At 46.9% G+C, this 13,395-nt stretch carries 17 protein-coding genes and 1 other annotated feature; all 17 genes read left to right on the top strand.

The genetic code is table 11. The features are described 5' to 3' along the window. The first annotated feature begins 91 nt into the window (after window positions 1-91). The 17 genes from ACETMN_RS26700 to ACETMN_RS26620 all read left to right on the top strand — a co-directional run bounded on the left by ACETMN_RS26700 (window position 92) and on the right by ACETMN_RS26620 (window position 13,346). Entirely contained in the window at window positions 92-334 is a 243-nt protein-coding gene (locus tag ACETMN_RS26700; RefSeq protein ID WP_036605903.1) for a DUF4321 domain-containing protein, read from the top strand. 94 nt (window positions 335-428) lie between these two features. Further along, window positions 429-1,040: a Maf family protein gene (locus tag ACETMN_RS26695; protein ID WP_036673538.1), complete on the top strand. Its 612-nt coding sequence runs from the start codon at window positions 429-431 to the stop codon at window positions 1,038-1,040. Between the two features lie 37 nt (window positions 1,041-1,077). Beyond that, the gene (gene radC, locus ACETMN_RS26690) at window positions 1,078-1,767 is read left to right on the top strand and encodes a RadC family protein (protein ID WP_091011896.1); all 690 of its coding nucleotides are present in this window, start codon (window positions 1,078-1,080) and stop codon (window positions 1,765-1,767) included. 183 nt (window positions 1,768-1,950) lie between these two features. Next, window positions 1,951-2,985 (top strand): rod shape-determining protein, encoded by a 1,035-nt coding sequence (locus ACETMN_RS26685; RefSeq protein ID WP_017692612.1) that lies wholly within the window; start codon window positions 1,951-1,953, stop codon window positions 2,983-2,985. A gap of 185 nt (window positions 2,986-3,170) precedes the next feature. Continuing rightward, window positions 3,171-4,043 carry a rod shape-determining protein MreC gene (gene mreC / locus ACETMN_RS26680; protein WP_091011898.1) on the top strand — a complete coding sequence of 291 codons (873 nt, stop codon included), beginning with the start codon at window positions 3,171-3,173 and terminating at the stop codon, window positions 4,041-4,043. Further along, window positions 4,043-4,576 carry a rod shape-determining protein MreD gene (gene mreD, locus ACETMN_RS26675; protein WP_036605906.1) on the top strand — a complete coding sequence of 178 codons (534 nt, stop codon included), beginning with the start codon at window positions 4,043-4,045 and terminating at the stop codon, window positions 4,574-4,576. Before mreC ends, mreD begins: the two co-directional genes overlap by 1 nt. A gap of 74 nt (window positions 4,577-4,650) precedes the next feature. Beyond that, the gene (gene minC / locus ACETMN_RS26670; protein WP_017692615.1) at window positions 4,651-5,313 is read left to right on the top strand and encodes a septum site-determining protein MinC; all 663 of its coding nucleotides are present in this window, start codon (window positions 4,651-4,653) and stop codon (window positions 5,311-5,313) included. A gap of 3 nt (window positions 5,314-5,316) precedes the next feature. Beyond that, window positions 5,317-6,111, top strand: a complete 795-nt coding sequence (gene minD / locus ACETMN_RS26665) for a septum site-determining protein MinD (RefSeq protein WP_053783092.1) — start codon at window positions 5,317-5,319, stop codon at window positions 6,109-6,111. Between the two features lie 148 nt (window positions 6,112-6,259). Next, window positions 6,260-7,108, top strand: coding sequence for a peptidoglycan DD-metalloendopeptidase family protein (locus tag ACETMN_RS26660; protein ID WP_411735357.1), 849 nt, complete (start codon window positions 6,260-6,262; stop codon window positions 7,106-7,108). Further along, window positions 7,101-7,961, top strand: coding sequence for a M50 family metallopeptidase (locus ACETMN_RS26655; protein WP_411735356.1), 861 nt, complete (start codon window positions 7,101-7,103; stop codon window positions 7,959-7,961). Before ACETMN_RS26660 ends, ACETMN_RS26655 begins: the two co-directional genes overlap by 8 nt. Window positions 7,962-8,067: 106 nt before the next feature. Further along, window positions 8,068-9,318, top strand: coding sequence for an Rne/Rng family ribonuclease (locus ACETMN_RS26650; protein ID WP_036605911.1), 1,251 nt, complete (start codon window positions 8,068-8,070; stop codon window positions 9,316-9,318). A 56-nt stretch (window positions 9,319-9,374) separates the two neighbouring features. After that, window positions 9,375-9,459, top strand: a sequence feature (ribosomal protein L21 leader region). A gap of 14 nt (window positions 9,460-9,473) precedes the next feature. Continuing rightward, window positions 9,474-9,785 carry a 50S ribosomal protein L21 gene (rplU, locus tag ACETMN_RS26645; RefSeq protein ID WP_017692620.1) on the top strand — a complete coding sequence of 104 codons (312 nt, stop codon included), beginning with the start codon at window positions 9,474-9,476 and terminating at the stop codon, window positions 9,783-9,785. A 14-nt stretch (window positions 9,786-9,799) separates the two neighbouring features. Beyond that, a complete protein-coding gene (locus tag ACETMN_RS26640) occupies window positions 9,800-10,129 on the top strand; it encodes a ribosomal-processing cysteine protease Prp (protein WP_036605912.1) in 330 nt (109 codons plus the stop codon). A gap of 23 nt (window positions 10,130-10,152) precedes the next feature. Beyond that, window positions 10,153-10,464: a 50S ribosomal protein L27 gene (gene rpmA / locus ACETMN_RS26635; protein ID WP_017692622.1), complete on the top strand. Its 312-nt coding sequence runs from the start codon at window positions 10,153-10,155 to the stop codon at window positions 10,462-10,464. A 90-nt stretch (window positions 10,465-10,554) separates the two neighbouring features. Then, window positions 10,555-11,352: a Spo0B domain-containing protein gene (locus tag ACETMN_RS26630; RefSeq protein WP_223199765.1), complete on the top strand. Its 798-nt coding sequence runs from the start codon at window positions 10,555-10,557 to the stop codon at window positions 11,350-11,352. Window positions 11,353-11,369: 17 nt separating this feature from the next. Continuing rightward, window positions 11,370-12,680 (top strand): GTPase ObgE, encoded by a 1,311-nt coding sequence (gene obgE, locus ACETMN_RS26625; RefSeq protein ID WP_076216952.1) that lies wholly within the window; start codon window positions 11,370-11,372, stop codon window positions 12,678-12,680. A 228-nt stretch (window positions 12,681-12,908) separates the two neighbouring features. Continuing rightward, on the top strand, window positions 12,909-13,346 hold the full coding sequence (locus ACETMN_RS26620) for an ACT domain-containing protein (RefSeq protein ID WP_017692625.1): 438 nt from the start codon (window positions 12,909-12,911) through the stop codon (window positions 13,344-13,346). Window positions 13,347-13,395: the final 49 nt, after the last annotated feature.

The raw sequence follows: 13,395 nt of genomic DNA, 5'->3' as shown, positions 1-13,395 counted from the left end.
ATAGTTCCCCTTGCCGGATTTGTGTTTGTATTGGCGTACAAAACCCCGTATAATAATGTGGGTGTCAAAAAATGGCGAGGGAAGATTACCGATGAAAAAAAACTTCGGCATGTTATTGCTGTTTCTGCTGCTCGGCTGGATGGCCGGAGCGTGGATCGCCAAGGCACTGCAGCCTGTAAAGGCAGTAGCCTTTCTTACGAAAGCCACGACCATACGTTGGTCGCCACAGGCTGATCTGGATATTATCAGTTATAATATTTCACTTCAATTTCAAATGAGCCTTCTGAGTCTGATCGGTATGATTGCCGCTGTGTGGCTGTATCGCAGACTGTAGGAGAATGACGAGTTATGACGAAAAAAATTAAACCAGTGACATCTATTATCGTGATCCGGACAGGATGTTGCCGTGGCATAAGGAGCCGTTCATTTTGGATAACACACAACAGCGCCCTATTATTCTGGCCTCCACATCGCCTCGGCGCAAAGAACTGATCGCATCACTCCACCTAGCGTTTGATGTAATACCAAGTCATGCCAATGAAGATACACCACCAGAGTGGACACCTGAACAGACGGTACAGGAACTTGCTTTGCGCAAGGCGCTTGCCGTGTATCGCGGGCTTGAAGGCCGCGAGCAGGAAGCCATTATTGTTGGTAGTGACACCGTTGTTGTTCTGGATGGTGAGATTCTAGGCAAACCCTTAGACGAAGCGGATGCTGAACGTATGTTATCAAGGCTGCAGGGCCGCGTACATCGGGTGTTCACGGGCGTCGCTTGTATTGATGCGGGCAATGGACAGTCGTTAGTTCATTACCGCCAGACCGATGTAACGATGAAAGAGCTGTCGGATGCGACCATCCGTGCTTATGTGCAGACAGGTGAGCCTTCAGATAAGGCAGGATCATATGCCATTCAGGGCATTGGTGCTTCACTGATCGACCGCATTGAAGGATGTTACTTTAATGTGGTTGGCTTGCCGCTATCTTTGTTAAGTGATATGTTGGACGGGTTCGGCGTACATGTGCTGCCACGAACATGAATGAAGCCAAATGTTGTGAAATGAAAAGAGGGAACATATGGAGTCGCCTCAATACATGATGCGCGACATCCCCCAGGAAGAACGCCCGAGAGAACGCATGATGGAATACGGGGCGGGCGCCTTAAGCCATGCTGAATTGCTGGCAATTTTACTTCGAACAGGCACAAGACAGGAATCCGCGGTGCATATGGCACAGCGGATTTTGGCCGAAGCGGGTGGCATTCGCTCGTTGATGGATTTGAGTTTGGAAGAACTGACCACGATGAAAGGGATTGGCAATGCCAAGGCTGTGCAATTGAAAGCTGGCATTGAGCTGGGTCATCGGATTGCCAAGAGCAGACTCATACAGTCGACTTCAATTCGTACACCGCGTGATGCAGCTGATATCCTGATGGAACAATTGCGTTACTTGCAAAAAGAACATTTTGTGTGTCTTTTTCTGAATAGCAAAAATCATATTATTGCCCAGGAAACACTCTCCATGGGCAGCCTTAACGCTTCGATTGTACATCCACGTGAAGTGTTCCGGGCTGCCATCAAATGCAGCAGCGCATCGATTGTGTGCGCACACAACCATCCCAGTGGTGATCCTACGCCCAGTCCGGAGGATATCCAAATAACCAAGAGACTGATTGAAGCAGGCGCTATTGTTGGCATTGACGTGCTTGATCATATTATTATCGGAGATGGAACGTACGTAAGTTTGAAGGAGAAGGGCTTAGTATAATATAATGGTTGGCGTTGATGTTTTCCTATGAATGTTAACGGCGTTGTCCGTAAAAGATAGGTTCACTTTACAAATGCAAAAAAACAAATGCGAATATTAGCTCCACGTATTGCGTGGGAATAAAATTATTACGCTCTGGATCAGAATGGAGCGGCTATATGAGGCAGAAAAGGAGATTATGTTATGTTTGGTGGTTTTACGAAAGATTTGGGTATTGACTTGGGGACAGCAAATACGTTGGTTTATGTACGAGGAAAAGGAATTGTGGTGCGAGAACCTTCGGTTGTCGCTATACGGACAGATACAAATAGCATTGAGGCAGTAGGTGAAGCCGCCAAAAAAATGATTGGACGTACACCAGGTAACATTCGTGCCATTCGTCCAATGAAAGATGGCGTTATTGCCGATTTCGATACAACGGCAACGATGATCAAATATTTCATCCGTGAGGCGCAGAAACAGCGCTCCATGTTCCAGCGTCATCCAAACGTGATGGTATGTGTACCATCCGGGATCACGGCAGTAGAACAACGTGCGGTTGAAGATGCAACCAAACAGGCTGGAGCACGTGAAGCCTATACGATTGAAGAGCCTTTTGCTGCTGCAATCGGTGCAGATCTGCCTGTATGGGAACCAACGGGTAGTATGGTTGTCGATATTGGTGGCGGCACAACGGAAGTGGCTGTTATCTCTCTTGGTGGTATTGTAACGAGCCGTTCGGTTCGTGTAGCAGGTGACGAGATGGATGAATCCGTTATCCAGTACATCAAACGCCAATACAATCTGATGATCGGTGAGCGTACATCGGAGCAATTGAAGATGGACATCGGATCAGCTATGCCATTGGAACAAGTAGAAACGATGGAAATTCGTGGACGTGACCTTGTAACAGGTCTGCCGAAGACAATTACGATTACTTCGGACGAGATCAGTGAAGCGCTGGCTGATACCGTGAATGCAATTGTTGAAGCGGTAAAAGTAACACTGGAAAAATGCCCGCCTGAACTTGCTGCCGATATCATGGATCGGGGTATCGTTCTTACAGGTGGTGGGGCGTTGCTTCGCAACCTGGACAAGCTTCTCGCTGGTGAGACAGGAATGCCTGTCATCGTGGCTGAGAACCCGCTGGATTGTGTAGCGATCGGAACAGGTAAAGCGCTAGAGAATATTCATTTGTTCAAAAGCAGAAGCAGTTCGGCAGTTCGTTCCAAACGTTAATTGGTATTTGCCTAACTTGGCATAGCGACCAAGTGGTAAGATATCTTTATAGAGGACCCGGTTAACCCCGGGGATGAGCTATTACCCGCTTAACAGGGGAGGATCGGCTGATATTCTCGCAGGGACTACAGGTCTGACAGTCTCCCCGCCGGGCATGGCTCGGAAGAGAATATGGATGTTAGAGGGTGTTCGAACTGTTTAAACTGCTAGGCAACAAAAGACTTTTTGTTTTGCTGGTGGGCCTTGTTACATTTATCGCGTTAATGGGCTTTACGCTCAGTCCGCGAACCACTCTATCCTGGCCGGAGAAATTCCTGAAGGATTCAGTTGGATTTGTACAATACGTATTTTACAAGCCCGCTTCCTATGTAGCGGGCTTTTTCAAAGATGTAGCGAACATGCGTACGGTATATGATGAGAATGAAGAGCTTCGCATCGCGATGGGTCACTATACCCGGGATCGGCTGAAGTACAATGATATGGAGCAAGTGAATGAGCAACTTCAGAAAGCGCTCAATTTCACAGAAGAACAGAAAAATCGATATAATTACGGTTCACGAATTGCTCAGGTTATCAGTGCCAATTCCGATCCAAACAGCAGAACCATTAACATTGACATCGGTGAAAATGCGGGAATTAAGCCGGGGATGGCCGTTACCTCCCAGGAAGGGCTGGTCGGCGTGATCAGTCATGTCAGCTCATATACATCAACGGTTAATCTGTTAACGTCCATGGATGCCAATGATCCGACATCCAATGCCATTGCAGCAACCGCAGTAGGTAAAGAGAAAGTGTTTGGTATGATTGAGAGCTACGATCCGAAGACGGGCATGCTCAAGATGACAAAAATTTCGGAGGATTCAAATATCAAAAAGGGTGATGAGATCATCTCTTCGGGAATCATCAATAACTTTCCCAAGTATATGCGGATTGGTGAAGTGGAAAAGGTTGAAGTTGGGGAGTACGGTTTAACGCGGACTGCGATTATCAAACCATACGCAAGCTTCCTTGATTGGAAAGAGCTGATTGTCATTATCCCGCCTGAGGTAAAAGAATAATGGTAACACGTAAGCAAGTTTTGTTCCTGTTACTATTCGTTTTATTCATTGCGGAAGGCACAATTTTGCCGCTGCTCATCCCTTCTGGCTGGCAGATGCGTATTTCTGCCAATCTGGTCTATATCGTCATTTTGTTTATTGCTGTATATCATCATCGACACACGGCACTAGTGCTCGGTATATTTTTTGGACTATTGCATGACGTTGTATTCTACGGCGAGATGATTGGACCTTATGGATTCTCAATGGGATTATCGGCATATATGATGGGACTCATTTTTCAAGCACCACGTGCACCACTGCCGGTTATGGTATCGGTTGTCATTTTGGGAAGTCTGCTTAATGACACCATGCTATTTTTCCTGTACAAGCTCTTCCAACTTAACCACGTGACCTTTGACTGGGCGTTGATTGAATACATGATTCCTAATTTGTTCATTCATTTTGTGTTTGCCTTGATCATATATGTCCCGCTTCGGAAACAACTGGAGCGGATCGGCAAGAGACGGAGCAAGACAGAAGAAGCTTCCTAAATACATTTATGGAGCGCAAAGCAGGAACTTGGGGCCCCGGGCACGAAATGTAATGAGATGGGAGGGACAGGCTTATGACGGTAAAATCGAATCACGTAACGATTAAAGGCATCCGAGACGGCCTGGTTTTCCTGTTGGACGATCAATGTGAATTCGAGGAATTGCTCTATGAGCTCCGCTATAAGCTGGAACACAGCCATCAAAATATTTTGACCGGACCGATTGTTCATGTGGATATCAAGTTGGGTGCCCGCGAAGTGACAGAGGACCAGAAAGAAGCAATCCTCGATATATTGAAGCAAAAAGGGAATCTGCTTATTCGATCCATCGACTCACCTGCACTCCAACCGGAGGTTAAAGGACCACCGCCGATTGTAACCATGTGTGGTATGGTGCGTTCAGGTCAGGTGCTTCATCATGAAGGAAATCTCCTGTTTCTTGGGGATATCAATCCGGGGGGCACAGTGACGTGTACCGGAGATATATATGTGTTGGGTTCACTCAGAGGTATGGCTCATGCCGGAATTGGCGGGGACGAGGAAGCGATCATTGCCGCTTCGGTATTTGCACCGACGCAGCTACGGATTGCGGATATCATCAGTCGTCCTCCCGATGAATGGGAGAGCCGAGAGACCGGAATGGAATTTGCTTACTTACAGGACAATCAGATGCAGATAGACAAAATGAGCAATATCGTTCGGTTACGCCGAGATTTTAATGTGTTTAAAGGAGTGTAGCTCATGGGAGAGGCGATCGTGATCACTTCGGGTAAAGGCGGCGTGGGTAAAACAACCACCTCGGCAAACATCGGGACAGCGCTGGCGCTGCTCGGCAAAAAGGTTTGTCTGGTAGATACCGATATCGGCCTTCGTAATTTGGATGTCGTGATGGGACTCGAAAACCGTATTATTTACGATCTGTGCGACGTTGCGGACGGCCGCTGCCGTCTGAATCAGGCTTTGGTCAAAGACAAGCGTTTCGAAGAATTATACATGTTGCCTGCGGCGCAGACGAGAGACAAAAACTCAGTGTCGCCAGAACAGGTCAAGGATATTATCCTTGAATTGAAAAAAGATTTTGAATACGTTATTATTGATTGCCCAGCCGGCATAGAGCAGGGTTTCAAAAATGCGGTAGCAGGAGCAGATCAGGCCATCGTGGTCACTACACCGGAAAATGCTGCAGTACGTGATGCGGATCGTGTCATCGGCCTGCTGGAGAGTTCACACATTCAATCACCAAAGCTGGTGGTGAATCGAATTCGCAATAATATGGTCAAATCGGGTGACATGTTAGATATCGATGGTATTTTACAAGTACTTAATATTGACCTGATTGGCATCGTGCCTGATGATGAACTGGTCATCAAAGCTGCCAATTCAGGAGAACCTACGGTCATGAATCCGGATTCACTTGCGGCGATTGCGTATCGGAATATCGCACGACGCATTCTGGGAGATACGGTTCCATTGATGCAGCTGGAGCAGAAAAAGGGCGCTTTTACTCGTTTCAAAAAGTTCTTTGGAATGGGTTAACTCGTTAAACGAACTTATTCATAAAGCAATTACATGACAGCCGTGGCTTATAGCCCGGCTTTTTTTGTTACCTGCGGGCAGGCTTGTTCATATTATCAACCACCTCTTCATAGGATGTAGTAAACAAGCCTCGGCGGGAGGACATTTCATGAACACGAAACTCAGAATCAAGCAGAGACGAGAAGAACGCATCCGGCGACTGATGGATGGTGCCACTGTGGAGGTCTTACAGGAGCAAAAAGTAGGTTCGCTATTGGACAAGAATGAGATCATACACCCGAAACCATTTACGCCTAGTGAAGGTATGCAGGAAAGAGATCCGGAATGGTTGTGGAAAAAAGAGAATGGTCATTTCGTTCCAGGGGGGCATTCGAGATTTAACCTGTTCAAGTCACTTCTCAAACGGACGGTCATTAGCGCTTTGATATTTGGCGGAGTATGGGGTCTATTTCAGTTGGATACATCGTGGACGACATCACCCAAAACAGTCATTGCGGATGCACTCCATCGGGATATGGATTTTGCCTCAGCAGCGGCTTGGTATGAACGGCATTTTGGAGGAACACCTTCGTTTCTTCCGGTCCTCGGACATACGACGGATGCCGTGAACGGATTGAAAGTAAGGCAGTTACTGGGCAAACCGATCTCAGGCACAGTGGTTCAGCCATTCGCGCTGAGCATGAAGGGAATTGAGATCGTTCCGGATGCCGCAGGTGCAGAACGTATACAGGTCGCAAGTTCTGATGCTGGGCGTGTCATGGAGGTTATCGGCGATGCAGCAAGTGGATTCACAGTTGTCATCCAACATACAGGCAATGTCACGGCAATATATGGTCGGCTGAACGAAAGTGAAGTGAGCGTGAACGATTGGGTGGAAGCGGGGAATCCAGTGGGGAGTCTCAAGGCTACGGGTGGTGAACAACCGGCCACGCTCTATTTTGCAGTCAAAGAGGGCGAGGAGTACGTAGACCCGGCGGAAGTTGTTGCCCTTGATTAGGGTGTGGGGAGTCCGTATTACGTTTCATCCGTTTTTTGTAATTATCATGATGGCCTCCCTTCTTACTGGACATTTTATTGAACTTATTACGTTGTTTGCCATCGTATTCATTCATGAATGTGGACATGCTGCGGCGGCGGCACTTCTGGGCTATCGTGTCTTGTCGATCCAGATGCTCCCTTTTGGAGGAGTAGCGGTTATCGAAGATGGAGGTACGATCACGGCCTACCGGGAAATCATGATTGCTCTGGCTGGTCCATTACAAAACATGCTGATGGTTGGCGTGGTTATGCTGTTGCAGTATGGCAATCTGGGCGATCCGGTATTTCTAAACTATATCATTCAGGGGAATCTGCTCATTGCTCTCTTTAATCTGCTGCCTGTACTTCCTCTCGACGGAGGTAAAATTGTTCAGGCACTTGTCAGTCTGTGGGCACCCTACTATACAACATTAATGTGGACTTACAGAATTAGCATTCTGTGTAGCGTAGGGGTGATATTATATGCGATCAGCCGATGGTTTACTGGAGACTACGGCCTACCGCTCAACATTCTGTTAATCGGCCTTTTTTTGTTCTATTCCAACGTAACGGATTACCGAAATGTGCCCTATCGCTTTATTCGTTTTCTTATGAATCGAGAGGGTGCGTTTGCTCGTCACGCGACTACTGGCAGTTTGGCGCAGCCAATAATCTCATTCCCGGCGAAACCTTTGGACACTATTTTGCGTCTATTAAAGAGAGAAAGATACCATATGGTATACGTGATGAACAGACAGGGTCGAATTATGGCCGTATTGCCTGAGCAACGGATTATCGGTTCCTATTTTCAACAAAATGGTGATAAATTGTAGTGTTCTGGTGGACCTGTTCTGAAATGGGTTAATATATGTACAATGAGAATTGAAAAGATACTGAAATGGATGTGGATGAATTGAATTGTCTTCTAGAGGTGAAGCCATGAAACAAATGATAGTACATAATGAACATAACCTCATGCAAATGGCGCTTCTGGAAGAAGGCAAAGCTGTGGAATTTACGGCAGAACGTACACGCGATCGTGGACTGCTGGGTTCCTTTTTCAAGGGACGGGTCGTGAATGTGTTACCAGGTATGCAGGCTGCTTTTGTGGATATTGGTCAGAAAAAGAATGCTTTCCTTTATGTGGACGATGTGTTGCATCCCCATCTGGAGAAACAGCCCAAGGTGAAGCCTTCCATCTCGGAGTTGCTTCGTCCGGGTCAGGAAGTCATTGTTCAGGTTCTGAAAGAACCGGTAGGAGGCAAGGGAGCCCGGGTGACGACTCATTATTCACTCCCGGGCCGTTGGCTTGTCTACATGCCTGTTGCTGACTATGTAGCGGTATCCAAGAAAATTGCCCGTGAAGGGGATCGTTCCCGTCTTAAGGCACTTGGGGAGCAACTGAGGCGGGATGAAGAAGGACTTATTATTCGGACCGTATCTGGAGAAGAACAGCATGAGGCCATTAAGTCGGACTTGGAAACATTACGCGCGCAGTGGTATCTGATTCGTGAAAAAGCGGACAGTTTGCCTTCACCAAGCCTCTTGCATCGGGATCATAGCATGGTACAGCGAATCATCAGAGATGTGTATACGCCAGGGAGTGACGAAGTCATCACTGATAGTGAGGGACAAGCCCGTGAAGTAAAAGCATTGCTCGAAGAGATTAGTCCTGGTCATCAACCCAAAGTACAGGTGTATCGGGGAACAGAATCCATCTTTGCTGCCTATGGTGTGCAGGAACAGTTGAATAAGGATTTTGCCCGGAAGGTGTGGTTGCCCGGAGGCGGATACATTGTTATTGATCATACTGAAGCTCTGACTGTAGTGGATGTGAACACGGGTAAATATACGGGAGCTGGCGGTGATAGTCTGGAAGAGACCGTGACAGAGACCAACATACAGGCAGCAGTGGAGATTGCCCGTCTAATGCGCCTGCGTGATATCGGTGGCATGATTATTGTCGACTTCATTGATATGGAGGAAGCCTCGAATCGGCATGAAGTCGCAGCAACCTTGGAGGGTGAGCTCAAGAAGGATCGGACCAAAGCGTTTGTAATGGGTTGGACCAAGCTGGGCTTGCTCGAACTTACCCGTAAGAAAGTGCGGGAAGAAAGTACGTTGCCCTATGTGGAGCCGTGTTCTTCTTGCCATGGTACGGGAAAAAGATATATTTCACCTTTGCATTGATTTTTGATATATTGCGTGATATAATCTTCAAGTATGTGTTTAGCCTAATGGTCTTGCACATGCTGTAACCGCACTGGCCGGGTATAAGAACAGTTCCGCAAGGACACTGTCACCTGAGAACGGGCGAGTCTGAGACATGAGGAGGTGCAAGGCAAATGTACGCAATTATTGAAACAGGCGGCAAACAGTACAAAGTCCAAGAGGGCGATGTTCTGTTCATCGAGAAATTGACTGCGAACGATGGCGAAAGCGTAACGTTCGACCGTGTCCTGGCTGTATCTAACGATCAAGGTTTGACAGCAGGTACACCATTGATTTCCGGAGCTACTGTAACGGCTAAAGTGGAGAAACATGGCAAAGGACAAAAGGTTATCGTATACAAATACAAACCTAAAAAGAACTACCATGTGAAGCAAGGTCACCGTCAACCGTACACTAAAGTAACTATCGAAACAATCAAAGCGTAAAGAAGGTGCGATAAGTGATTATCGTTCAAATCTTTCGTGATGAGGACGGGAACATCGAACGTTTTTCCATTGAAGGGCATGCTAATTTTGCCAAGCGGGGAGAAGACATCGTATGTGCCGGGGTATCCGCTGTTACAGTGGGTACGGTGAACTCGATTGAAACATTGACCGGCGTTGAAATGGATGCCAAGATGAAGAATGGCTTTTTAAGCGGTTCTTTACCTTTGTTAGAGAGAGGGGAAACCTGGTCCCAGGTACAATTGTTACTCGAATCCATGGTGGTTATGCTCTCTAATATTGCAGAGTCATACGGGAAGTATATTAAAATACAGCAATTCAAATAAGCAAAGAAGGAGGACAACCAATCATGTTGAAATTAAATCTTCAGTTATTCGCATCGAAAAAAGGTGTAGGTTCCACGAAGAACGGACGTGACAGTAATGCTCAACGTCTGGGTGTTAAACGTGCTGATGGTCAAACTGTAACTGGTGGTAGCATTCTCGTTCGCCAACGCGGAACGAAAATTCACCCGGGAACTAACGTTGGCATCGGTAAAGATGACACTTTGTTCGCGAAAATCGACGGCGTTGTAAAATTCGAACGTTGGGGACGCGATCGCAAAAAAGTAAGCATCTACCCTGTTAATGTTGCTCCTGTAGCAGCAGCAGTAGAAGCGTAATATCGGCATTCCGCCTAAGGAGCCTTCGGCATTTTTGCCGAAGGTTTTTTGTATTCAACGGTTATTCGATAATGAACTGGCAGAAAAGACATGTTATACTTGGTTACGGTGGGTGTAGACCAACCGAGTTTTGTAGAACGGGGAGAAGCCATGAAATCTTGGAAAAGAGTGCCGTGGATTGCGGCATGTTCACTTCTGATTCCTTTGGTTTTCGTTATGTTGTATCCGGCGATAATCTCAAGCGCCGTGTGCGCATTGTGGTCCGTCGCAGTATTGCTTATTTCTGTGAATGCGATGAAGAAACAGGCGGAGGCGGAACGCAGAGCCATCATACAATCCATGGAAAAAACAGCAATTGCTTCATTAAATCATCATCGACACGACTGGATGAACGACCTTCAGGTGTTATATGGATATCTTCGGCTGGGCAAACTTGATAAATCCTTGCAATGTGTGGAAAGAATAAAAGAGCGGGTTACAGAAGAAAGCCGAATCTCCAGATTAGGTATTCCTTCCCTCGTATTTTATCTTCAGTCTTTTCGCGCCAGTGGAATTGCGCTGGACTTGCATGTGGAAATAGAAGATGAGTTGCAGCTTAGTGCTCTGGTCTCTCCCGAGGATGGCGAGTCACTTACCGGGGCGATTGCGGATGCAATCAGGGCCTATCAATATGGCGGCGGCCGGTCTTCTTGGGGAGAGGTTCGCAAACTGACCTTGAACTTCGGACAGGATCATGGAGATGTGGTTGTCCGACTGGACGGGGATCAAACACCCGATCCGGAAACACTACGGCAGCTTACTGCCGTACTCAAAGGAAAAAAAGTCAGAACGGAGCAGTTTCCGTCTGAGGATACGTTTATACAATTCAGAATGCCGTGTGGAATATAGGAAGAAGGGGTTAACCAATGTTTGTAGATAAAGCGAAGATTTATGTAAAAGCCGGAGACGGAGGGGACGGAATAATTTCGTTCCGTCGTGAGAAGTATGTACCAAACGGCGGACCTGCCGGGGGCGATGGAGGCAGAGGAGCTGACATCATTTTCCGCGTGGATGAAGGTTTGCGTACGTTGATGGATTTCCGTTACCAGCGTCACTTCAAAGCCCCACGTGGTGAGAAGGGACGTAATAAAAGTCAGCATGGTGCAAACGCGGAGAACATGATTGTTCGCATTCCACCAGGAACTATCATTTTGGATGAAGACAGTGGAGAAGTACTGGCGGATATGACACGTCACGGTCAACAGGTTGTCATTGCACGTGGTGGACGGGGCGGACGGGGTAACATCCGATTTGCTACACCGAACAATCCTGCACCTGAACTTGCTGAGAACGGTGAAGAAGGACAAGAGCGTTACATCGTACTCGAACTGAAAGTTATGGCAGATGTTGGTCTGGTTGGTTTCCCGAGTGTCGGGAAATCCACATTGCTTTCTGTCGTTTCGTCAGCCAAGCCAAAGATCGGTGCATACCATTTCACAACCATTACACCGAATCTGGGTGTAGTCGGTGTAGGAGAAGGCCGAAGCTTCGTCATGGCCGATTTGCCTGGACTGATTGAAGGTGCGCATGAAGGGGTTGGACTGGGACATGAGTTCTTACGTCATGTCGAGCGTACTCGTATTATTGTTCATGTCGTAGATATGTCGGGTTCAGAAGGACGCGATCCTTTTGAAGACTGGCAGAAAATCAATGACGAATTGAAGTTGTACAATCCGCTTCTCGCCGAGAGAACACAAATTGTAGCAGCTAACAAGATGGATATGCCAGACTCTGAAGCGAACCTGGAGCAATTTTTACAGCAAGTTCGTGAAGTTCAACCTGATATTGAAGTGATGCCAATTTCATCCTTGACCCGGAAAGGGATTCAAGAACTTCTGTATCGTGCAGCTGATCTGCTGGATCAGGTTCCAGACGAGCGAGTGGTTGAAGAGGTAGCAGATGTATCTGAACGTAAAGTATACAGTCTGGACAAAAAAGAAGACGATGGTTTCAAAATTGTGCGTGAGAACGAAATGTTCGTTGTCGAAAGTGCCAAGATTGACCGCATGATGAAACGGATGCAATTGAACTCACATGAAGCCATACTGAAACTCGCACGTACACTGCGTTATATGGGTGTCGACGCTGAGTTGCGTAAGCGCGGAGCTGTAGAAGGTACCATCGTGCGTATTGGAGACTTTGAATTCGAATTCGTGGAAGGTAGCAGTTACTACTAAGTAGCCGTCTTCCGTGGAGAGACAGATCGATATAGGAACGCAGAGAAGTGGGAAGTTGACCCGCAACTCTGCGTTTTTTTGTTTTTTCCTGACATGGGAGAGGGATAAACTTGTATACTGTGAGGAACGTATTTCAAAAAATAGGCGTGTCATGTATTGCCCTTTTGCCATAGATCCTATATAATGTCCACTATATGAATACATGAGTCTTTGAGGAGAGGACGTTCTGTGAACGAACGCTATTACTTAGTACGGGAAGATATCTTACCAGAGGCAGTGGTGAAGACCATGCAGGTAAAAGAACTACTTGCTTCTGGTGATGTTAAAACAGTGCATGAGGCGGTTGAACAGGTCGGATTAAGCCGGAGTGCCTTTTACAAGTACAAAGATGGAATTCATCTGATCAACCAGCTTGAGCGCGAGAGAATTGTAACGATCTCCATTGATCTGGAGCATCAGTCGGGTATTTTGTCTCGTGTGCTTGGACATGTAGCTGGTTATGGAGCTAATGTACTCACGATTAATCAGAGTATCCCGCTTCAAGGAAGAGCCAATGTTGTCATTTCGGTGGAAACGACACATCTTCATGGCGAAATTGGTGAAATGCTGGATCGAATGCAAGATATGCCTGGCGTAAGACGTACACGTATTGTAGGCCAAGGGTAATTAGGCTTTAACATACAGGACTGACGGACAAGAATAGACATTAGGGGGT

Source organism: Paenibacillus sp. M2 (assembly GCF_046713495.1).
GTDB lineage: Bacteria > Bacillota > Bacilli > Paenibacillales > Paenibacillaceae > Paenibacillus > Paenibacillus amylolyticus_B.
This window is presented reverse-complemented; position numbering and strand designations above follow the sequence as displayed.